Consider the following 20,198-nt stretch of genomic DNA (forward strand, 5'->3'; position numbering starts at 1 on the left):
ACGGCGTCGGTGCCTCGCACGCCGCCGAGACCACCGCGACGCGCCTCGTCGCGGGCACCGGCACACACGGGTGGGACGTAGTGCAGAAGCTCGATGACTGGCGCAAGGGCCGCCGCAGCATCCGCGACCGCCTCTACGGCGTGGTCCTCATCCCCGGCATCGCGCTGCTGGTGCTGTGGACGACGATCAGCGGCGTCACCCTCTACGACGGGTTCCACCTGCGCGGCATCGCCGCCGGGGTGCGCGACGTGTCGCTGCCCGCGATGCGGGTCCTGGCCTCGGCGCAGAAGGAACGCACGCTGAGCCTGCTGTACGCGACCGCGCCGGACCAGGCCGCGCCCGGCTCGGTGCGCGACCGGCTCGACCGGCAGCGCGCCGCCACCGACGGGGCGCTGACCGCGATGCGCGAAGCCGCCGACCCGACGCTCCAGCAGGCGCCGGACGCGGTCGCCGACCGGATGCGCTCGCTCGACGGGATCATCGCCGAACTACCCGTGATCCGGGCCGAAGTGGACGGTGCGCAGACCGACCGGGCGCGGATCCACGGCTACTACAACGGGTTCGTCGACGCCGGGTCCGCGCTGTTCGAGCAGCAGGCGCGGTTGTTCCCCGACTCGACGGTCACCCAGGGCGGGCTGCGCGCGGCCGGGTTCTTCACCGCCGCCGACCGGATGTCCCGGGCCGCCTCGCTGGTCACCGACGGGCTGCGCGGCGGCACCTTCACCGCCGCCGACCACCTGGAGTTCACCCGGCTCAGCGGTGCCTACCACCTGGAACTGCGGTCCCAGGCCGACTCGGCGCCGCCGGGCGTGCGGGCCCGGTACACCGAGATCACCTCCGCCCCGCAGTTCCGGCACCTCGCCGAGCTGGAGGAGCAGCTCGTCGCGCTCGGGCCGTGGTCCGATTCGGACCCGTCCGTCGCGGGGCCGCCGTCGATCGACGTGAACGACTGGCTGATCACCAGCGACCTCGTCGCCGACGACCTCACCACGCTTGCCTCCACCCAGGCGCAGCGCACCGCCGCGGCCGGGATGGAGGCCGGGGACCGCAACCTGCTCCAGGTGGCCGTGGGCAGCGTGCTCGCGCTGCTGGTGGTGCTGGCGGCGATCCTCGTCGCGCTGCGGGTGTCCCGCGGGCTGTCCCGGCGGCTCAACGGCTTGCGCGACGACACGCTGGTGCTGGCCGACGGGCAGCTCCCGGAGATCGTGGCCCGGCTGCGCCGCGGTGAACGCGTCGACCTCGATCGCGAAGTCGCCCACCTCGACTACGGCCGCGACGAGATCGGTCAGGTCGCCGAGGCCTTCAACACCGCGCAGCGCACCGCCGTGTCCGCGGCGGTGCAGGAGGCGCAGGCCCGCGAAGGCGTGCACACCGTGTTCCTCGGCATCGCCGGGCGCAGCCAGGCGCTGGTGCACCGGCTGCTCACCACGATCGACCGGCTGGAGCGCGAGGAGCAGGACCCGGACCGGATGGCGCTGCTGTTCGGCCTGGACCACCTCGCCACCCGGGCGCGGCGCAACGCCGAGAACCTGATCATCCTGGGCGGTGGCCGGCCGGGCCGCCGCTGGTCCCGCCCCATCGAGCTCGCCGACGTGCTGCGCAGCGCCGTCGCCGAGACCAAGCACTACGCGCGGGTGCGGGTGCAGCGGCCGCCGGACCTGGCGCTGCACGGCGACGCGGTCGCCGACACCGTGCACCTGCTGGCGGAGCTGCTGGACAACGCCACCTCGTTCTCCCCGCCGGAATCCCGGGTGAACATCCACAGCCACACCGTGGCCCGCGGCGTCGTCGTCGAGGTGGAGGACCGCGGGCTCGGCCTCGCCGACGAGGACCTGGAGGCGGCGAACGCGATGCTGTCCGGGCCGCCGGAGTTCGACGCGATGGCGCTGCGCTCCGACAGCAGGCTCGGGCTGTTCGTGGTGGCGCGGCTGGCGGACCGGCACGAGATCTCGGTGGAGCTGCGCACCTCCGCCTACGGCGGGACGCGGGCGGTCGTGCTGCTGCCGTCGAAGCTCATCGTGGAACCGGTCGAGCCGGACCCGGCGGAGGCGCACACCTCGCAGCTCCCGCGGATCCGCGCGGAGGAAGCGGCGACCGCCGGGGCGATCGAGCTCGCGGACACCGGCTTCGAGACGGCGCTGCCCGCGGACGCCTGGCCCGCGGACGCCGAGACCGCGCGCACCAGCGTCGCGAACACCGCGGACGCGCGGTCGGACGAGGTCTCCGGACCGGATTCCGGCGCGGCCGCGGCGGAATCCACCGGCAGCGCGGCGGACGCCGACCCCGTCGGCACGACCACCGCCGACGCCGAGAGCACCGATCCGGCGTTCCCGACGGCAGAACACCCCGATGCCGGCCCGGCCGCCGACGACCGCGCCGCCGACGAATCCGGGCCCGAGGACTCGACCGCGGCGGAGGCGGCGGCCCCGGACCCGGAGGACGTCGATCCGGCCACCGCGAACCCCGCCCCCGGCTCCCGGGACGGCGAAGACGCTCCCGCCGCGGGAGGAACCCCGGCGGCCGCGGACTCCGACGAGCATCCCTGGCCGTCCGACGCGGAGGATCCGGACCTAGCGGGCACCCGCGCCGACGACTCCGCGACGCTGGAACGAACGCCACCCGAGAGGTCAACCGAAGTCACCGCTTCGGGCGACGACTCCCCGCCGGAGCGCGGCTACCGTGCGGACGGAGGGGAACCGATCGAGCCCGGGCAACACGCCGAACCGGCGTTCGACGCGGCATGGCCGACCGAGGAACCCGCCGGCGACGCGGATCCGGTCACCTGGCCGGAAGACCCGGATCCGGCGATCACCGATCCCACCGGGCATCGGTCGATCACCGGCCCCGCGCCCTCCGGCGCCACCGACGCGGACCAGGCCACGACCGACGACACTGGAGCGGACGGCGCCGCGGAACCGGGCGCTCCACCGGTCCCGCTGCCGCGCCGCCGCAAGAAGGCCAGCCTCGCCCCCGAGCTGGCCCGCGAACGACCCGAAGAGGAGGACGCGTCGACAGCGGGATCCCGCTCCGCCGCGGAGATCAGGTCCCTGATGTCGGCGATCCAGCGCGGCACCGACCGCGGCCGCAAGACCGACCCGGACTCGGGCACGACCGATGAGTGAGGGATGCGCAGTGCAGGACATGAGCACCACGACCGACTTCGAGCTGGGCCGGTTGCTGGGTGATCTGGTCGGCCGAGTCGCGGGGGCCCGCCACGCCGTCGTGCTCTCCACCGACGGCTTGGTGGTCGAGCACTCGCCGGAACTGTCCGCTGTGGACGCCGAGGCGCTGGCGGCGACGGCGTCCGCGCTGCACGGGCTGGCGCGCGGCACCGGTCGCCGGTTCGGCGGCGGCTGCATCCGGCAGACCGTGGTGGAGATGGATCACGCGTTCCTGTTCGTCACCGCCGCCGACAACGGTTCCTGCCTCGCGCTGCTGGGCGAGGAGCACGCCGACGTGGGCCTCATCGCCTACGAGATCAACCTGTTCGTCCAGCGGGCGGGCCGGGCCATCGAGTCCGCACCCCGCTCCCGGCTGACGCCGACGGCGACGTGACCTCGCGGCGGACGGGCGGGGACGGGTGGCGCGACAGCGCCGCCGGCCCGCTCGTGCGCCCGTACGCGATGACCCGCGGCCGCACCCGCGCGGCCGCCGCCGAGCTGGACCGCGGCACCCTCGTCGTCGCGGTCCCGGAACCGGACGACGCGGCCGAGTGGGACGCCGACCGGGAGCGGATCCTGCTGCTGTGCGCGCGGCCGAGGTCGATCGCCGACCTGGCCGCGGCGCTGGAGATCCCGGTGGTGGTGGCGAAGGTCCTGGTCTCGGACCTGCTCGACGAGGGTGCGCTGAGCGTTCCGCTGACCCCGCAGCGCCCACCGGACCACGACCTGCTGCAGGCCGTGCTCGATGGCATTCGCCGCTTGTAATAGCGGCTGCTCCCCGGCGCCGGCCCGCCGCTCCGATCACCTGGTCCTGCCGGGCCCGTTGCTCTGCGAGACTGCCCGGGTGGACGAGGAAACCTTGGAACGGGTGCGGGCCGTGGTCGTCTCCATCCCCGCCGGATCGGTGCTCGGCTACGGCGACGTCGCGGAGCTGGCCGGTCTGCGCTCCGCGCGGCTGGTCGGCCGGATCCTCGCCGAGGACGGTGCCGACATCCCCTGGCACCGGGTGCTGCGCTCCGACGGCAGGACCGCCGAGCACCTCCGCAGGCGCCAGCTGGAGCTGCTGCGGGCGGAGGGCGTGCTCGCCGACGGCCCGCGCGTCAACATGCGCCGCTACCGCTGGTCCGGCCCGGCCTGATCGTCCGCGCCGCCGGGACCGAGCGCCGCGGGATCAGCCGTCCCGGTGGACCGGCCGCCGCAGTAGTCGGGCCGTCGCAGCGCCGACCGCCCCGTGGACCGACCGCCGCAGTGGATCGGCCGCAGGGTCAACCGCCGAGGTGGATCGAGCGCCGCGGGATCAGCCGTCGCCGCGGGCGAAGCGGGGTGCCTCGTCCGCGATCAGGCGGACCAGGGCCGCGGTCCGGGCGCGCTCCGGCAGCACGTGCGGCAGGTCTTCGCGGGCGATCGGGGCCGCCGTGACCGGGCCGACGCAGGCGATGAGCACGTTCGTCCGCAGCGCCGCCAGCAGCGCCTCGCCGCGGCCGGTCCGCCGCGCCCGCGCCAGGAAGTTCGTCGCGGCGGGCGCGCTCGTCAGCGGCAGCACCCGCACCTCGCCGTCGATCACCGCGTCGATCAGCGCGTCCAGCGGCCCGAGGTCGACCGGGTCGGTCCAGCGGTACACCACGATCGGCAGCACCTCGGCGCCCGCCGCGCGCAGCCGCTCCCGGAAGTCGGTCATCGGATCGCCGTGCAGCTGCACCACGACCCGCGCCCCGGCCACGCCCTGCGCGAGCAGCCGGTCGAGCACGTCGGCGACCTCCTCGGTCGGCGCCGTGTAGCTCTCGCGCAGCCCGGCGCCGCGGATCGCGCCGCGCGCCTTCGCGCCCCGCGCCAGCAGTTCCGCCGAGCCGAGGTGCGCCAGCAGCCGCTCCCCCGCGCCGCGCGCCCGAGCCGACTCGATCCAGCCGCCGAACCCGCTGCCGGTCACCGCGACCACGTGCTGCACCGGCCGGGCCAGCACCGCTTCGGTCGCCGCGGTCAGCTCGGCGTCGTCGCCGACCGGGACGGTGTGCATCGCCGCGCCGTAGCGCACCCGGGCGCCGCGGCGGGCCAGCAGCGCGCCCAGCTCCGCCGCCTTGCGCTCGGCGGTGATGCCCGCGGTGAACCCGCGCAGCGGTTCGGTGTCCTCGACGTCCTCTGCCACCGCACCATCGTCACATGCGCGCGGGCGGGCGCGCCGGGGCGGGTCAGAGCACTTCGAGCACCATCTGCGACGCGTGCTCCAGCCCGCCCAGCGAGGCCGTGGTGGACCGCGGGTGCAGCGCGTGCACCGCGAGCCGGAACAGCAGCGCGCGCAGCAGCGCCTGCGGCCAGTCCGTCAGGTGCGACCAGCGCTCCACGATCGCCGCGTCCGAGCCGCCCCAGGACAGCGCGTCGATCACCGCGACCGCCGCCGCCCACTCCGCGGGCCGCCAGAACGGGGAGAAGTCGATGATGCCGGGCGGGGCGTTGCCCGCGAACAGCACGTTGCCGAACAGGTCGCCGTGCACCACCTGCGGGCGCAGCTGGGTGCGGCGCCGCGATCCGGCGAGCACGTCGTAGAGCCGGCCGCCCTTGTCCAGCGGCAGCGGGTAGTCCTCCTCGCCCCACGACATCCGGTCCGCGAGCGCGTAGATGTCCTGCCGCGCGTCGAGGAACCGGGGCCGGGTGAGCACGCTGCTCGCCGCGTGCAGCCGCAGCGACATGGCGACGACCTCGTCGTGCCGCGGTTCCGGCCGTCCGGTGATGTCGCGGCTCGCGGACCAGCCGGAGACCACCCAGCGGCCGTCGGTGGAGCGGACCGGTCTGCCGACCCGCACCTCGTCCGGTTCCAGCAGGTCCAGGGTCTGCGCCACCCAGGCGGCTTCGGCGGTGTTCGCGGCCGGTTTGAGCACGACCTCGCCGCAACGCCAGGCGACGCCGCCGTTGAGCAGTTCGGCGTCCTCCCCGCGCGCACCGAACGCCGCTCGTACGTGCGACGGGGGCGGCTCCGGAGTTCCAGTCACGGCGCAGACGCTACATCGGAGATCCCCGAATGGGGGTCAGGCGCTCCGCAGATCATGGTCCGGGGGAAATCGTGAACCGGGCGGCGGCGCGGCCCGACGACGACCGGCCCGGCCCCCTCGTGTGCGGGGGCCGGGCCGGTACCACCTGCGCTGAGCAGGGAATGTCGCCGTTCTTCGCGCGGTGGCTCGGCCACCGCGCACCGCCCGGACGCGGGCGGCGGGGTCGATCAGTAGGTCGGCAGGCTCGGGTCGACCTCGTTCGCCCATCCGAGGACACCGCCACCGACGTGGACCGCGTCCGAGAACCCGGCCTTGTGCAGCGCGGCGAGCGCCTCGGCGGAGCGGCCGCCGGACTTGCAGTGCAGCACGATCTGCCGGTCCTGCGGCAGTTCCGCCAGCGCGGCGCCGGACAGGATGCGGTCCTTCGGGATGAGCGTGGATCCGTCGATCTTGACGATCTCGTACTCGTGCGGCTCCCGGACGTCGATCAGCTCGAACTTGTCGCCGCGGTCGAACTTCTCCTTGAGCTCACGCGGAGTGATCGTGCTGTTCACCGCGGCCTGCTGCGCGTCGTCCGAGACGACGCCGCAGAACGCTTCGTAGTCGATCAGCTCGGTGATCTTCGTCGCGTTCGGGTCCTTGCGGATCTTGACGGTGCGGTAGCTCATCTCCAGCGCGTCGTAGATCATCAGGCGCCCGAGCAGCGTCTCGCCGATGCCGGTGATCAGCTTGACCGCCTCGGTGGCCATGATCGAACCGATGGAGGCGCACAGCACGCCCAGCACGCCGCCCTCGGCGCAGGACGGCACCATCCCGGGCGGCGGCGGCTCGGGATAGAGGTCCCGGTAGTTCGGGCCCTTCTCCTCCCAGAACACGCTGACCTGGCCTTCGAACCGGAAGATCGAGCCCCACACGTAGGGCTTGCCGGACAGCACCGCCGCGTCGTTCACCAGGTAGCGGGTCGCGAAGTTGTCGGTGCCGTCCAGGATCAGGTCGTAGTCGGCGAAGATGCCCAGCGCGTTGTCCGAGGACAGGTGCACCTGGTGCAGGTTGACCTGGACGAACGGGTTGATCTCGGCGATCGAGTCGCGCGCCGACTCCGCCTTCGGCCTGCCCAGGTCGGACTGGCCGTGGATGACCTGGCGGTGCAGGTTCGACTCGTCGACGGCGTCGAACTCGACGATGCCGATGGTGCCGACCCCGGCCGCGGCCAGGTACAGCAGCGCGGGGCTGCCGAGCCCACCGGCGCCGATCACCAGGACCTTCGCGTTCTTCAGCCGCTTCTGCCCGTCCATCCCGACATCCGGGATGATCAGGTGGCGGCTGTAGCGCGCGACCTCTTCCTTGGTCAACTCCGCCGCCGGCTCGACGAGCGGCGGTAGCGTCGTTGCCTGGGCTGAATCGCCGGACATCTCCCAGCTCCTCCTCAGTGGTCCTCACCTCGTCGTTCACCCGCTGGCGCGAGCACGACGAGCGTCCGCGCCCGAGTTCGGCGGGGCCGGACGGGCGCGGAAGGTGCAACGCCAGAGTGGCGGATGGTCTTCCCGCTTCCCAAACTACTCCCACCATGCGGGAACGGAGTGGTCGAGCGCACCCGCCTCAGCTGCCTGATCCGCCGACGGGGAACGGCCAGGCGTTGTACTTGCAGACGAAGCCGTCGGCGGGGATCTCGGTACCCTGCGGCACCGCCTTGTTCAGTTCGTGCAGCTCGTTGTTCGACGTGCTGAACGTCTGCTGCATCATCACCGGCGCCAAGCCGCCCTGCTCCCCGCACGGCACGTGCCCGTTGCCGAAGACGTGGCCCACCTCGTGGTTGATCGCGTACCGCCGGTAGGTGCCGATGTCGCCCTCGAAGGCGACCGCGCCGCGCACCCAGCGGGCCGCGTTGATGTAGACCCGGTCGGAGATCCGGCAGGACGTGTCGAACGGCAACCCGCTGCCGTAGCCGCAGATCTCCCGCGCCGTGTTCTGGCTGACCAGCGTCACCCGGAAGTCCGGGGACGCCGAGCCGTCCACCCGCTGCAGCGCGATGTCGCCCGCCTCCGGGTTGGTCCAGCTGCGCGGGTCGGCGAGGGTCTCCTGGGTGAGCTGGGCGAACGAGTCGTTGCCCTCCGCGAGCTTCACCCCGACCTCGACCTCCACGGTGTAGCGGTACAGGTCGCCGCCGGTGCCGACCTTCGGCGAGGTGCCGGGCAGCACGGTGAAGGTGCGCCCGCCGACCTCCGGCACCGGGGAGCCCGGCGGGAGTTCGGCGGAGAACATGTCCGCGCGGTAGGTCCGGCCGGGCGGCGCCTCGGTCACGACCGGGGCCTCCGGCACGTCCGGTGCCCGCAGGTGCGAGGTGCCGCCCTCGCCGAGCTGCTGGGCGTCCGGGTCGACGGACTGGAACACGGCCAGCGCGGTGACCACCACCAGCAGCGGGACCGCGTAGATCCGCCAGCCGTACAGCGACCAGGCCCCGTTCCGCGTGCGCCGCGGCGGTTCCGGCTCGTCCAGGTCGTAGTCGCGCTCGTCGAACGGCCGCCACGAGGCCGCCAGCGGTTCGTCGGGGCGGGGCGTGCGGCGCGCGTGGGGGGCGGCGGAACCGCCCGCCGGGTCCGAACGGCCTGCGGCGGCGTCACGGGGTCGTCTCGGGGGGCGCGGCACGGTACAAGCCTGCCACAGCACGATCGTGGCCAACGAGGCTGTGGCCAGCGGGATCCGCCGCCGATTCGAAGATCACCCGTTTCGGGGCGGCTGGTCACCAATGCCCGAGTTCGACCTCGTCGAGCATGCCGAGCACCGCCGCGGCCACCACCCGCGGCCGCTCCAGCTGGGCGACGTGCCCGGTGCGCGGCAGCACCAGCAGCCGTCCGCGCCGCAGCTCGCGGGCGGTGCGCGGCGCCTTGCGGACGCCGACGACGCGGTCGGCGGCGCCCCACACCACCAGGCTCGGGGCCTGCACCAGCGGCAGCAGCCGCCACGGGGAGCGCCACGGCGGCGCGAGCCAGGAGCGGACCAGCCCGGTCGTGGTGCGGTCCAGCGCGGCCTCGGCCCAGTCGAACCCGGCGCGCTCCCGGAACTCCTCGACGACGGCGTCCAACCGGTCCGCGGGCACCGCGCCCGGCTCGGCGAAGCACAGCTCCAGCAGCCGCCGGGCCCGCTCCCCCGGCGGTACCGCGGCCAGCCTGCGGCGCACCGCCGGGCCGAGCAGCGGCAGCCGGGTCAGCGGGATGCGCGGGTCCGACATCCGCCGCGGGTCCGGGCGCAGGTCGGGCACGGCCGGGGAGATCAGCGTCAGCGAGGCCACCAGGTCCGGCCGGTGCGCGGCGACGAGCACCGCCACCGCTCCGCCGAAGGAGTTGCCCACCAGGTGAACCGCGCCGGCCCCGGACTCCTCCAGCAGCCGGATCACCACGTGCGCGTGCTGCTCGCCGGAGTAGTCGAAGCGGTCCGGCGGCACCGAGCGCCCGAACCCGGGCAGGTCCACGGCGAGGCCGCGCAGGTTCGGCGCGAGCGCCGCCGCGAGGTCCGTCCAGTTCGAGGCGGATCCGGCGAGTCCGTGCAGGTAGACGGCGGTCTCCGCGCCCGGCCCGCCCGTCTCGCGGACGTGCACCCGCAACGGACCGGATTCGGTGATCAACGGCACGTGCCTGCCGGGCGACGGCACGCCGGGCAACCGCGCCGGGACGGCGCCGAGCCGGAGCGGAACCCTGGTCAGCCCGCCGCCGGGTGCCGCCGCGTCGAGGTGTCGCGGGCTCGTCCGCATGGTTTCAGCATGCCCCGGGAGTGCGACGCGGCGCCGGATGAGGTCGAGAACGGCCTTTACCGGCGAGTAAGGTTGTGCTTCCCGGCTGGAGAAGCCCAGCACGTGACGGAAGGACGGGTGGAGGCAGGCATGACGGAGACCGCCGCGCAGCCGAGCAGGGGCGTTCGGCTGCCCCGCGACGCCCGCCGGGCACAACTGCTCACCGCTGCCCAGCACGTGTTCGTCACCAACGGCTACCACGCGGCCGCGATGGACGACATCGCCGAGCACGCGGGCGTCAGCAAACCCGTCCTCTACCAGCACTTCCCCGGCAAGCTGGAGCTGTACCTGGCGCTGGTGGAGATGCACGGCGGCGAGCTGGTGCGCCGGGTCCGGCAGGCGATCGAGACCACTCCGGACAACAAGCAGCGGGTGCGCGCGGCGGTCGGCGCGCTGTTCGAGTTCGTCGACGGCGAGGGGCAGGCGTTCCGGCTCGTCTTCGAATCGGACCTGCGCGGGGAGCCGTCGGTGGACAAGGCGGTGGACGGCGCGCTGTCGGACTGCGTGGACGCGGTCGCCGAGGCCGTCACCGCGGACGCGGGCCTCGACCCGGAGCGGGCGCGGCTGCTGGCGTTCGGCCTGGTGGGGCTGAGCCAGGTGACCGCGCGCTACTGGCTGGACGAGACCGAGTCGGTGCGCCGCGACGAGGCGATCACGCTGATCACGACGCTGGCGTGGAAGGGCCTCTCCGGCTTCCCCCTCCAGAACGGCTGAGCCGCGGACGGCCCGCCCGACCGAGGTCGAGCGGGCCGTTCATCCGGCGCGGGCGCGGTCCCGCTCAGCCGGGGATCAGCTCGACGATGCGGTCGGCGACCTCGTCGGTGCGCTCCAGCGGCAGCATGTGCCCGGCGCCGGAGTAGAGCAGCAGGCGCGCGTCCGGCAGCGCGTCGGCGATGCGCCGGGCGTGCGGCAGCGGGCACAGCCGGTCCTTGAGCCCGGCGAGCACCACGACGGGGATGTCCCGCAGCGCGGCGAGCGCGTGCACCCGGTCGTGCTCGGCGAGCGAGGCGCGGAACCCGGCGAGGCTCGCGGGGTGGCAGGCCGCGACCCAGTCGGCGGTGGCGGCGACGTCCTCCGCGGCCGGAGAACCGCCGAACAGCAGCCAGCGCATGCCGGGCCGCAGCGGCCGGGAGTTCCGCGCCAGCCGTCCGCCGCCCGCCTTCGCCAGCAGGCCGCGCACGCCGAGCTCGGCGCGGTTCGCGACGGCCGCGACCGGCGCGGGCAGGCCGAGGGTGGGTGCGACCAGGTCGCCGCTGGAGGTGGCGACGAGTGCGGCGCCGGCGATCCGCGCCGCGAACAGCTCCGGGTGCCGCTCGGCCAGGGCCATGATCGTCATGCCGCCCATGGAGTGCCCGGCGAGCACGATCGGCCCGGTGGGCACCCGCTGCTCGATGAGCTCGGCGACGTCGTCGGCGCAGCGCTCGATGGTGGCCGAGCCCGCGGGCGCCGGATCGGATTCGCCGTGCCCGCGCAGGTCGAACCGCAGCACCCGGACGTCCGCCTGGTGCAGCACTTCGTCGATGACCCGGTCCCAGGTGTGCGTGGTGAGGGTCCAGCCGTGCACGAGCAGCAGCGTGCTGCCCGCGTCGGCGGGGCCGTGCTCGTGCACCCGGAGCCGGACGCCGTCGCCGGTGGTGAAGGTGCTCGTGTCCGCGCCGGAGGCGGTGGTGGTCATGGCGGTCCTGTTCTGGGAGGAGGGGTCAGCGGATGAGGAACGACTTGCGCCAGAAGGGCATGCCGGGCCCGCCGATCAGGCCCGCCTCGTCCAGGAAGCCCATGATCTTCTCGCCACCCCAGTGCAGGGTGTGCTGGAAGTGCGGGTTCCGCCACGCCGCGGCGTGCGCGTCCCTGGGCCGCAGGCCGACGGCCGCGTACACCCGCGGGTTGATCAGGCTGAAGCAGATCGCGTAGGAGACCAGCGCGGTCGCGAACTGGTGCCAGGCGCGTTCGGCCGGGCCGCACCCGGCCATCCGCCGGACCACCTCCTCGCGGGCGAAGGTGACGTGCCGCGCCTCTTCGAGCACGTGGATGCGGTTGACCATGCGCACCAGCGGCTGCACGGACTCGTCGTTCATCTGGTCGCGCTGGAAGCGGTCCAGGATCTCCTCGGCGACGAGGATCGCGGCGTACGCGGAGGGCCCCTTGAGGATCGCGGGCAGCACCCGCCCGGCCTGGCGCAGCAGCGGCACCGGCCCGTAGGCGGGGGCGCCGACGCGGCGGACGGCCTTGCCGAACATGGTGGAGTGCCTGCACTCGTCGGCGATCTCGGTGAGCGCGTAGTGCGCGTGGTCGGTGCGCGGGTCGGAGTCGTAGAACTCCTTGAGCAGGATCTGCATCAGCAGCACTTCGAACCACAGGCCGTTGGAGGCGATGCTGGCGAACTCGTGCTTGGTCAGCTCGACGCGCTGCGCCCGGTCGAGGCGTTCCCACAGGTCCGTGCCGTAGAGGCTGCTGCGGTGGAACGGGATGTAGGGGGCGTCGTCGAGCAGCGGCGCGTCCCAGTCGATGTCGACCTCGGGGTCGTAGCTGTTCTTCGCCGACGACTTCAGCAGCCGGGCGGCGGTCTTCTCCCGGTCGTTCACCTGCGCGGTCCTGGTCATCTCGGGGCCTCCCTGGCTGCCACCGGCATTGCATGTTACTTCTAGTAACAGCTACCTTGGGTAGCGTGAGCCACCACACCCGGCCTGTCAAGGTCGTCCCGGACCCACCGCCGCGCGGCGACGCCCGCCGGGAGCGCTGGCGGGAGCACCGCGAAGCCCGCCGCGCCGAATTCGTCGAAGCCACCGTGCGCGCCATCGGCCAGCACGGCGCCGACGTCGGCATGGACGAGATCGCCGCCGAGGCCGGCGTCAGCAAACCCGTGCTGTACCGGCACTTCCACGACAAGAGCGACCTCTACGTCGCCGTCGGCGAATGGGGCACCGAACTGCTGATGCGGCGGCTCGCCCCCGAGATCGCCGCCGACGGCAGCCCCAACGAGCGCATCCGCCGGATGCTCGACGCCTACCTCGGCGTCCTGGAGCAGTACCCGGACCTGTACCGGTTCGTCGTGCGCCGCACCTTCACCGACAAGCCGGTGCGCTCCGACCCGGTCACCGCGGAGAAGACGGAGATCGCGAACTCGCTGTCCCGGCTGCTCGGCGAGTACCTGCGCGCGCTGGGCCTGGACTCCGGCGGCGTGGAGCCGTGGGCGCACGGCCTCGTCGGCATGGTGCAGGCCAGCGGCGACTGGTGGCTGGAGCGGCAGTCGATGAGCCGGGACGACCTCACCGACTACCTGACCCGCATCATCTGGCACGCCATCGACGGGGTGCTGCGCTCCGGCGGCATCGTGCTCGACCCGGACGAGCCGCTGGAGCCGAGCACCGGCCTGCGGCTGATCACCGACACCGGCGGCGGGAGCTGACCGCGGAAGGAGCGACCATGTCCGAGGAGACCACCGTCGACGCAGGCCCCGACGAGGAGTACGAGGGCGAGGCGGTGCTGTTCACCGCCGAACGCGAGGTCCCGGTGTCGGTGGTGCTGCGCGGGCACTTCCAGCCGATCGACGGCCGCTTCCACTGGTACGGCCGGGTCGCCGCGGACGACGCGGTCGCCGAGCTCGCGGCCGGGCGCCGGACCGAGGTCGTGGTGCGCACCACGCGCGGCGAGGCGGCGGGCAGCCTGTCCGAGCCGGACCCGTGGCACCGCTACCGCATCACCGGCGTGGGCCGACCGCCGTTCTGACGGAACCCCGAAGTCCGATGTGGACGACCCCGGGCACGACGATGCCCCCGGCGGAGCGCTCTCCGGCCGGGGGCATCGCGGCAGATCACTGGACGCCGAAGCCGACCCGCGGGGATTCCGAGGGGCCGATCTCGACGTAGGCCAGCTTGGCGGCGGGCACCAGGTAGCGCCGGCCCTTCTCGTCGGTCAGCGACAGCACCCCGTCGGTGGTCTTCAGCGCGTCGGCCACCAGCGACTCGACCTCGGCCGAGGACTGACCGCTGGCCACGGTGAGCTCACGCGGGCTGTCCACGACGCCGATCTTGACCTCCACGCTTGACCTCCACAATTCGCGAACCGATGCGTACGTCCGAGAGGTTATCCCAGTCCACGCCGGACCCGCCTTCGCCGGTGGCGAACATCGGGAACCCGTCAGCCCAGGCCCAGCCGCGCCATCCGCTTCGTGTGGTTGTTCTGCAAGCGGCGGAACAGCGCGACGATGCCGGTGAGATCGCCCGACCCGGTGATGATCAGTTCGGCGAGCGCGTCCCGCTCGGCCACCACGCGCTGCGCCTGGGTGACCGCCTCGCCCAGCAGCCTGCGGCCCCACAGCGTCAGCTTGTCCCGCAGCGAGCGGTCCTCGGCGCAGGCCGCCAGCACCTCGCGCTCGGCGAACGCGGAGTGCCCGGTGTCGGCCAGCACGTCCAGCACCAGCGTCCGCGTCGAATCGTCCAGCCACTCCGCGACCTCGCGGTAGAAGTCGGCCGCGAGCCCGTCACCCACGTACGCCTTCACCAGCGACTCCAGCCACGAGTGCGGGGCGGTCGAGGCGTTGAACGCGTCGAAGGGCTCGGCGAACGGGGCCATCACCTCGTCCACCGCGACCCCGCGGCGGGCGAGCGCGTCGTCCAGCATCCGGTAGTGGCCGATCTCGGCGGCGGCCATGCTGGCCAGCGCGGCCCGGCCCGACAGGGTGGGCGCGGTGCGGGCGTCCTCGGCGAGCCGGTCGAAGGCGGACAGCTCGCCGTAGGCGAGCGCGGCCAGCAGGTCCACGACCCCCTCGGCGTAGGTGGTGGAGTCGGTGGATCCGGCGGCGGAGGGGTCGAGCTCGCTCATACCGGGCACCTTAACCGCCACCCCGCGCGCCCGGTCCGCGCAGCGGCACGGGCCGACACGCGCGGCGGCCGACGGGCGCTCCGGGAGCTCGCCGCTGGTGGTGCGGGACGTTCCGCGAAAGCTCATCGCACATCGCCGACCTCGATCCGGTTCGGACCAGGTATCCTGGCGGACGCAGAAGCCATGCGGCATCAGGCAACCGGCAGTGGACCCCTCTCCCCGCGCGGGACCCGGCAGGGCTCGACGCGGGCCACGGTCCCACCCCGTGAGCAGCCGGTCGCCCGGGGTCCGTGCGGGAGGCCCGGGCGCGGGCGCCACCTGTGCCCGGCTCATCGGCCGGAGCAGCCGGGGGCGTGGGCGACGGCGTGAGCCGCACCACGATGCCGACCGAACCAGCAGCGGACAACCGCTGATCGAACAGGGGCGCGCGACCATCGCACCGGTGACCACGAGCATGCAGCACGCGAACAACGCGGCCGGCCGCGGCTCGAACGCGGCCACCATGCCGGAGGACGTCACCACGAGTGCAGCCGAGCGATCGGCCGCAGCGCGCCGGTACTGAGAGAGGCGATCACTCTGACCCTCAGCAACGAACGGGCCCCCGAGGCCCCCGAGACCACCAGCACAACCGAGGACGTGCACGCGATCGAGCACAGCGAGAACGGCGCCCCCGCCGTGGAGGCCGCACCGCTGCACGCGGAGAGCACCGTCCCGAACACCCCGACCTTCGCCGAGCTGGACGTGCACGAGGAGATCGTGCGCGCCCTCCGCGAGGCCGGCATCGAGCACACCTTCGCGATCCAGGAGCTGACGCTGCCGCTGGCGCTGCGCGGCGAGGACCTGATCGGGCAGGCCCGCACCGGCACCGGGAAGACGCTGGGCTTCGGCGTTCCCCTGCTGCAGCGGTTGCAGGTCCCCGGCGACGGGACGCCGCAGGCGCTCGTCGTGGTCCCCACCCGCGAGCTGTGCGTGCAGGTCGCCCGCGACCTCACCGACGCGGGCAAGCACCTCGGCATCCGCACCCTCGCGGTGTACGGCGGCCGCCCCTACGAGCAGCAGATCGACGCGCTCAAGCAGGGCGTCGACCTGGTGATCGGCACGCCGGGCCGGTTGCTGGACCTGGCCGAGCAGCAGCACCTGGTGCTGGGCAAGGTCCGCGGCCTGGTGCTCGACGAGGCCGACGAGATGCTGGACCTGGGCTTCCTGCCGGACATCGAGCGGATCCTCGGCATGGTCCCCGAGCAGCGGCAGACGATGCTGTTCTCCGCGACCATGCCGGGCCCGATCATCACGCTGGCCCGCACCTTCCTGAACCAGCCCACGCACATCCGGGCGGAGGAGGCGGACGCGAACGCGATCCACGAGCGCACCAAGCAGTTCGTGTACCGCGCGCACGCCATGGACAAGTCGGAGCTGCTGGCCCGGGCGCTGCAGGCGCAGGACCGCGGCCTGACGATGATCTTCACGCGGACCAAGCGGACCGCGCAGAAGCTCTCCGACGAGCTCGCCGAGCGCGGTTTCGCCGCGGCCTCGGTGCACGGCGACCTCGGCCAGGGCGCCCGGGAGCAGGCGCTGCGGGCGTTCCGCTCCGGCAAGGTCGACACCCTCGTCGCCACCGACGTCGCCGCTCGCGGCATCGACGTCGCCGGGGTGACCCACGTGGTGAACCTGCAGTGCCCCGACGACGAGAAGACCTACGTGCACCGCATCGGCCGCACCGGTCGCGCGGGCCGGGAGGGCGTCGCCGTCACCCTCGTCGACTGGGACGAGGAGAGCCGCTGGAAGCTCATCAACGAGGCGCTCGACCTGGGCAAGCCGGAGCCGGTGGAGACCTACTCCACCTCGAAGCACCTGTACGAGGACTTGAACATCCCGGCGGACGCGACCGGCAGGCTCCCGCTGTCCAAGCGCACCCGCGCCGGCCTCGGCGCCGAACCCGACGAGGACGCGAAGCGCTCCAGCAGCCGCAAGCCGCGCCGCCGCACCCGCAGCGGTTCCGGTATCGAGCAGTCCGGCGGCGAGTCCGCGGCGGGCGAGACCCGTCCCGGCGGCCGGTCCCGGCAGCGCAGGCGCACCCGCGGCGGTGTGAACCCGGACGGCGAGGCCCAGCCCGCCGAGTCCACCGCGCAGAGCGACGGCACCGCGGAATCCGCGGACCGTCCCCGCAAGCGGCGCCGCAGGCGTCGTGGCGGCGGCGGTGGCGCCGGTTCCGGCGGCGGCGAGTCGTCCGGCGACTGATCCCGTTCCGCGAGCGGGCTGCCCGGGAGCGGGTGGCCCGTGGACCGGCCGGGCTTTCCGAGAGCAGTCAGTGAGGAGTGCAGTGGTACGGCCGGAACGGCGGACGCGGTCCGACCTCGTCGCGGTGGTGCTGATCCTGGTCGTGGTCCTCGCGGCCGCCGCGGTGATCTGGTGGCGCAGCGACGCCCGTGCCACCACGTCCGAGCCCGCGGCCGCACCGGCCCCTGTCCTCACCTCCCCCACCCGGGTACCGGCCGCGCTGCACGAGCTGTGGCGCGCGCCGAGCCCGGCGACCCCGGTCCCGGTGGTCGCCGGTTCGACCGCGATCACCGGCGACGGCGGCACCGTGTCCGGCCGGGATCCCGGCACCGGCGCGGTGCGCTGGCGTTTCTCCCGCGACCTGCCGCTGTGCACCGTCGGCGAGGGGTGGGACCGCGCGGTGGCCGTGTACCGGAAATCGGCCAACTGCAGCGAGGTCAGCTCGTTGCAGGGCGACACCGGGGTGCGCGGGCCCGCGCGCAACGCCGACGCCCCGTTCGGCACCCGGCTGCTCGACGACGGCAAGTACCTCACCGCGACCGGTGAGCGGGTGCTGGAGAGCTGGCGCTCCGACCTGGTCCGCACCCAGCAGTACGGGATCATGCCCGCGCTGAAGAACGCGGGGAACAACCTCCGCCGCCCGAACTGCACCTACCCGTCGGTGGCGGTCGGCAGCGAGCGGATCGCGGTGGTGGAGGACTGCCCGGACGACCCGGCGCAGCGCATCACCGTGCTCAAGACCAAGCCGGAGGACGACGAGGAGCCGGAGGAGGTCAGCAGCGCCGTCCTCGGCGGCTCCGAGGCGACCGCCGTCGCGGTCTCCACCAAGCAGACCGCCGTGTACGTACGCGACCGCGGCTCCCTCGTGGTGTACGCGAACTCCACCGGCGGCATCGAGGCCGAGTACCCGCTGCCCACCGCGGGCGCGCCCTTCCCCGACGCCGGGGTGGAGGCCGTCGCGGCCGACCGGGTGTGGACGGTGAACCTGCGCCCCGTCCCCGGTCCGGAGCAGGCCGGGGCCGCGCGGTCGATCTCCGCCGCACTGCACCGGTTCGACCCGGCGATCACCGAGCAGCGCGTGCTGGACGGGCTGGCCACCGCCGGACCGGACCGGCCGTTCCGCGTCGCGGTGCTCGACGACCACCAGTACCGGCAGGTCAAGGACAAGATCGGCGACGTTCCCGGGGCCACCTTCGGCGGCCTGCTGTACTGGAACAACGGTGCCACGACGGTCGCGCTGGACGCCGCCACCTTCGCGCCCCTGTGGGAGGTGCCGGGCGCGCTCGGGCCGGGTGCGCTGCACGGCGGGAAGCTGCTCGTCCCGATGCCTGCGGGCATCGCGGTGCTGGACCGGTTCACGGGCGCGCGCGAGCGGCTGATCCCGGTGGACCGGCAGGGCTGGGACGGTCCGGTGCGCTTGGACTCCGCGGGCACGACCGTCCTGGAACAGCGCGGGCCGAACCTGGTCGCGCTGGGCTGACTCGGCCGGTGCCGGGCTGCTCGGCCGGTGCCGGGCTGGTCGGCCGGTGTTGGGATTCGTCCGGTGTTGCGGTTCGTCCGGTCCCGGCTTCAGCCCGGGATGCCGGATTCGCCGTCGGTGTTCGGAACGAGCGCGGCCCGGAGCCTCCCCACGCCGCCCGCACCAGGATCGCCCAGCCGGTCGGCGGTGACCTCGCGGACGACGTCGAGCGCGGAGCCCGAGGGCCTTACAACCACCACCAGAACCAGAGGGTGCCGAACACCGCCACCAGCACCGCCAGCAGCGCCGCCGCGCCGCGCCGGTCCCGGTTCCGATCGGCGAAGCGCTGCAGCACCAGGGCCAGCACCGCCGCCACCGCATGAGAAACGATCATGGCTGTGCCAGGGCCGTCCTGCCCCTGCCGGGTCGCCCACACCTGCACGCCGATCAGCGCGAGCGCCACCAGCAGCAGCCCCAGCGCCAGCGACCCGGTCAGCCCGCGGAACCAGGTCCCGATCCGGGTGCCCGCGGCGCCGCGGTGGCCGCGCACCGCCGCGGCCTCGGCGTCGTCCGCGTCGAACTCGTCCTCGTCGTGCCACTCGACCCGCTCACGCCGGGGGCGGGTCGGGGACTCCGAGCGGAACGGCACGGCCCCCGGCTGCTCCGCGCCCTCGCCCGGCCGGGTTCCGGCCGCCGGGCGCGGGCGGCGCAGCGTCTGCGGCGCGGGCCGGTGCCGAGCACCTCCGCGCACGGCCTCCTGCTGCGCTCGGCGGGGCATGTCCATGTCGTCGTTCCTCTGGTCCGTCACTCGGCCAACCCGGCCCACGGTTCGGCGGCGGGTGCGGCCTGCTGTCCTTCCGGGCAGTGCGCGCGGAACTCGCACCACGCGCAGCGCCCGCCAGGGTTCGCCGGGAACACGTCCGGCCCGGCCGCTCCCCCCTCGAACGAGTCGGAGGCGGACTGGAGTTCCCCGGCCAGCCGCTCGGCCCGTTCCACGTGCTCGTCGAGGGAGGCTCGGGTGTGCTCCCACGCCCCGACCTGCCCGCTGGGCAGGTGGTGCAGCTCGACCCGTCCGGTCGGCGCGCGCAGCGTCCGCCGCGCGGCGACCGCGTACAGGGCGAGCGCCCGCGATTCCCGGGCGTCCTCGTCGGTGGCCGCGCGCCTGCCGGTCTTGTAGTCGACGATGACCAGCTCGCCGTTACGCCGGTCGATGCGGTCCACCCTGCCCTCGGCGATGATCGAGCCCACCGAGGCCGAGACCCACCGCTCCACCGCGACCGGTTCCGTCCCGGGGGCGAGCCGTTCGACGTAGTCGGCGACCCACCGCTGGGCGCGTTCCCGGTAGCGGGCGGCCTGGACCCGGCCGGCGAAGCCGTCGTCCTTCCAGCACTGCCGGACCAGCAGCACCGCCTTCTCGGCGGTCCGCTGGGCGGGCGGGAGTTCGAAGAACGCCTTCAGCGTGTTGTGCACGACGGCGCCGAGCGTGGCGTTGGCGCGGGCACCGGAACGCGCCGGGGCGGGCCGGTCCAAGTAGGTCATCCGGAACTTGCGCGGGCAACCTTCCCAGTTCGCGAGCTTCGCGGGAGTGACCCGGACGAGCTTGCCGGGGATGCCTTCGAGGCCGAGCTGTCCCTGCACTCGCACCACACTACGCAGCCGGGCCGTCGCGTCGCGTTTCCCCCCGCGCGGCGCCCGGAACTCACCGGATC

At 73.9% G+C, this 20,198-nt stretch carries 21 protein-coding genes; 9 read left to right on the plus strand and 12 right to left on the minus strand.

All coding sequences use genetic code 11. The features are described from left to right. The first annotated feature begins 80 nt into the window (after positions 1-80). The 4 genes from LCD35_RS08830 to LCD35_RS08845 all read left to right on the plus strand — a co-directional run bounded on the left by LCD35_RS08830 (position 81) and on the right by LCD35_RS08845 (position 4,299). Positions 81-3,122, plus strand: a complete 3,042-nt coding sequence (locus tag LCD35_RS08830) for a nitrate- and nitrite sensing domain-containing protein (RefSeq protein ID WP_224966099.1) — start codon at positions 81-83, stop codon at positions 3,120-3,122. Between the two features lie 19 nt (positions 3,123-3,141). Continuing rightward, positions 3,142-3,555, plus strand: a complete 414-nt coding sequence (locus LCD35_RS08835; RefSeq protein WP_224955999.1) for a roadblock/LC7 domain-containing protein — start codon at positions 3,142-3,144, stop codon at positions 3,553-3,555. Beyond that, complete coding sequence (locus tag LCD35_RS08840) at positions 3,552-3,926, plus strand: DUF742 domain-containing protein (protein WP_224956000.1); 375 nt, start codon at positions 3,552-3,554, stop codon at positions 3,924-3,926. The genes LCD35_RS08835 and LCD35_RS08840 overlap by 4 nt, the downstream gene beginning before the upstream one ends. Before the next feature lie 79 nt (positions 3,927-4,005). Continuing rightward, a complete protein-coding gene (locus tag LCD35_RS08845) occupies positions 4,006-4,299 on the plus strand; it encodes an MGMT family protein (RefSeq protein WP_224956001.1) in 294 nt (97 codons plus the stop codon). Positions 4,300-4,458: 159 nt separating this feature from the next. Here the strand turns inward: LCD35_RS08845 and LCD35_RS08850 are convergent, their stop codons facing one another. The 5 genes from LCD35_RS08850 to LCD35_RS08870 all read right to left on the minus strand — a co-directional run bounded on the left by LCD35_RS08850 (position 4,459) and on the right by LCD35_RS08870 (position 9,893). Further along, complete coding sequence (locus LCD35_RS08850; RefSeq protein ID WP_224956002.1) at positions 4,459-5,304, minus strand: uroporphyrinogen-III synthase; 846 nt, start codon at positions 5,302-5,304, stop codon at positions 4,459-4,461. 43 nt (positions 5,305-5,347) lie between these two features. Further along, entirely contained in the window at positions 5,348-6,145 is a 798-nt protein-coding gene (locus tag LCD35_RS08855; RefSeq protein ID WP_224956003.1) for a TIGR02569 family protein, read from the minus strand. 227 nt (positions 6,146-6,372) lie between these two features. Then, a complete protein-coding gene (moeZ, locus tag LCD35_RS08860; protein WP_224966098.1) occupies positions 6,373-7,557 on the minus strand; it encodes an adenylyltransferase/sulfurtransferase MoeZ in 1,185 nt (394 codons plus the stop codon). 187 nt (positions 7,558-7,744) lie between these two features. Then, the gene (locus LCD35_RS08865; protein ID WP_224956005.1) at positions 7,745-8,791 is read right to left on the minus strand and encodes a DUF3152 domain-containing protein; all 1,047 of its coding nucleotides are present in this window, start codon (positions 8,789-8,791) and stop codon (positions 7,745-7,747) included. 94 nt (positions 8,792-8,885) lie between these two features. Beyond that, positions 8,886-9,893, minus strand: a complete 1,008-nt coding sequence (locus tag LCD35_RS08870) for an alpha/beta fold hydrolase (protein ID WP_308011238.1) — start codon at positions 9,891-9,893, stop codon at positions 8,886-8,888. 129 nt (positions 9,894-10,022) lie between these two features. Here LCD35_RS08870 and LCD35_RS08875 point away from each other — a divergent pair, with 129 nt between their 5' ends. Further along, entirely contained in the window at positions 10,023-10,646 is a 624-nt protein-coding gene (locus LCD35_RS08875; RefSeq protein ID WP_224956006.1) for a TetR/AcrR family transcriptional regulator, read from the plus strand. Between the two features lie 64 nt (positions 10,647-10,710). Here the strand turns inward: LCD35_RS08875 and LCD35_RS08880 are convergent, their stop codons facing one another. Then, on the minus strand, positions 10,711-11,607 hold the full coding sequence (locus LCD35_RS08880) for an alpha/beta fold hydrolase (RefSeq protein WP_224956007.1): 897 nt from the start codon (positions 11,605-11,607) through the stop codon (positions 10,711-10,713). 25 nt (positions 11,608-11,632) lie between these two features. Continuing rightward, complete coding sequence (locus LCD35_RS08885) at positions 11,633-12,532, minus strand: diiron oxygenase (protein WP_224956008.1); 900 nt, start codon at positions 12,530-12,532, stop codon at positions 11,633-11,635. 65 nt (positions 12,533-12,597) lie between these two features. Between LCD35_RS08885 and LCD35_RS08890 the strand changes: the two genes are divergently transcribed. Both LCD35_RS08890 and LCD35_RS08895 read left to right on the plus strand, forming a co-directional pair. Further along, entirely contained in the window at positions 12,598-13,338 is a 741-nt protein-coding gene (locus tag LCD35_RS08890; RefSeq protein ID WP_224956009.1) for a TetR/AcrR family transcriptional regulator, read from the plus strand. A 17-nt stretch (positions 13,339-13,355) separates the two neighbouring features. Then, entirely contained in the window at positions 13,356-13,658 is a 303-nt protein-coding gene (locus LCD35_RS08895) for a DUF4873 domain-containing protein (protein ID WP_224956010.1), read from the plus strand. A gap of 85 nt (positions 13,659-13,743) precedes the next feature. Here the strand turns inward: LCD35_RS08895 and LCD35_RS08900 are convergent, their stop codons facing one another. Both LCD35_RS08900 and LCD35_RS08905 read right to left on the minus strand, forming a co-directional pair. Then, entirely contained in the window at positions 13,744-13,971 is a 228-nt protein-coding gene (locus LCD35_RS08900; protein WP_224956011.1) for a DUF3107 domain-containing protein, read from the minus strand. Positions 13,972-14,069: 98 nt separating this feature from the next. Then, positions 14,070-14,753, minus strand: coding sequence for a ferritin-like fold-containing protein (locus LCD35_RS08905; RefSeq protein ID WP_224956012.1), 684 nt, complete (start codon positions 14,751-14,753; stop codon positions 14,070-14,072). A gap of 636 nt (positions 14,754-15,389) precedes the next feature. Here LCD35_RS08905 and LCD35_RS08910 point away from each other — a divergent pair. Beyond that, positions 15,390-16,991: a DEAD/DEAH box helicase gene (locus LCD35_RS08910; RefSeq protein WP_225044028.1), complete on the plus strand. Its 1,602-nt coding sequence runs from the start codon at positions 15,390-15,392 to the stop codon at positions 16,989-16,991. 82 nt (positions 16,992-17,073) lie between these two features. Continuing rightward, the gene (locus LCD35_RS08915) at positions 17,074-18,510 is read left to right on the plus strand and encodes a hypothetical protein (protein ID WP_224966096.1); all 1,437 of its coding nucleotides are present in this window, start codon (positions 17,074-17,076) and stop codon (positions 18,508-18,510) included. An 89-nt stretch (positions 18,511-18,599) separates the two neighbouring features. Here LCD35_RS08915 and LCD35_RS08920 read toward each other — a convergent pair whose 3' ends face one another. Genes LCD35_RS08920 through LCD35_RS08930 form a run of 3 tightly spaced genes read right to left on the minus strand, consistent with a single transcriptional unit; the run spans position 18,600 to position 20,127 of the window. Beyond that, positions 18,600-18,746: a hypothetical protein gene (locus LCD35_RS08920; protein ID WP_224956015.1), complete on the minus strand. Its 147-nt coding sequence runs from the start codon at positions 18,744-18,746 to the stop codon at positions 18,600-18,602. After that, positions 18,737-19,297 carry a hypothetical protein gene (locus tag LCD35_RS08925; RefSeq protein ID WP_224966095.1) on the minus strand — a complete coding sequence of 187 codons (561 nt, stop codon included), beginning with the start codon at positions 19,295-19,297 and terminating at the stop codon, positions 18,737-18,739. Before LCD35_RS08925 ends, LCD35_RS08920 begins: the two co-directional genes overlap by 10 nt. Further along, on the minus strand, positions 19,294-20,127 hold the full coding sequence (locus LCD35_RS08930) for a PD-(D/E)XK nuclease family protein (RefSeq protein WP_224956017.1): 834 nt from the start codon (positions 20,125-20,127) through the stop codon (positions 19,294-19,296). Before LCD35_RS08930 ends, LCD35_RS08925 begins: the two co-directional genes overlap by 4 nt. Between the last annotated feature and the right edge of the window lie 71 nt (positions 20,128-20,198).

Source organism: Saccharopolyspora sp. 6V (assembly GCF_020176785.1).
Classification (GTDB): domain Bacteria; phylum Actinomycetota; class Actinomycetes; order Mycobacteriales; family Pseudonocardiaceae; genus Saccharopolyspora_C; species Saccharopolyspora_C gregorii.

Coding starts and splice junctions, on each gene's coding strand:
- LCD35_RS08885 (WP_224956008.1), bottom strand. CDS start 12,532: ATGACCAGGACCGCGCAGGTGAACGACCGGGAGAAGACCGCCGCCCGG.
- LCD35_RS08870 (WP_308011238.1), bottom strand. CDS start 9,893: ATGCGGACGAGCCCGCGACACCTCGACGCGGCGGCACCCGGCGGCGGG.
- LCD35_RS08835 (WP_224955999.1), top strand. CDS start 3,142: ATGAGCACCACGACCGACTTCGAGCTGGGCCGGTTGCTGGGTGATCTG.
- LCD35_RS08905 (WP_224956012.1), bottom strand. CDS start 14,753: ATGAGCGAGCTCGACCCCTCCGCCGCCGGATCCACCGACTCCACCACC.
- LCD35_RS08880 (WP_224956007.1), bottom strand. CDS start 11,607: ATGACCACCACCGCCTCCGGCGCGGACACGAGCACCTTCACCACCGGC.
- LCD35_RS08875 (WP_224956006.1), top strand. CDS start 10,023: ATGACGGAGACCGCCGCGCAGCCGAGCAGGGGCGTTCGGCTGCCCCGC.
- LCD35_RS08895 (WP_224956010.1), top strand. CDS start 13,356: ATGTCCGAGGAGACCACCGTCGACGCAGGCCCCGACGAGGAGTACGAG.
- moeZ (WP_224966098.1), bottom strand. CDS start 7,557: ATGTCCGGCGATTCAGCCCAGGCAACGACGCTACCGCCGCTCGTCGAG.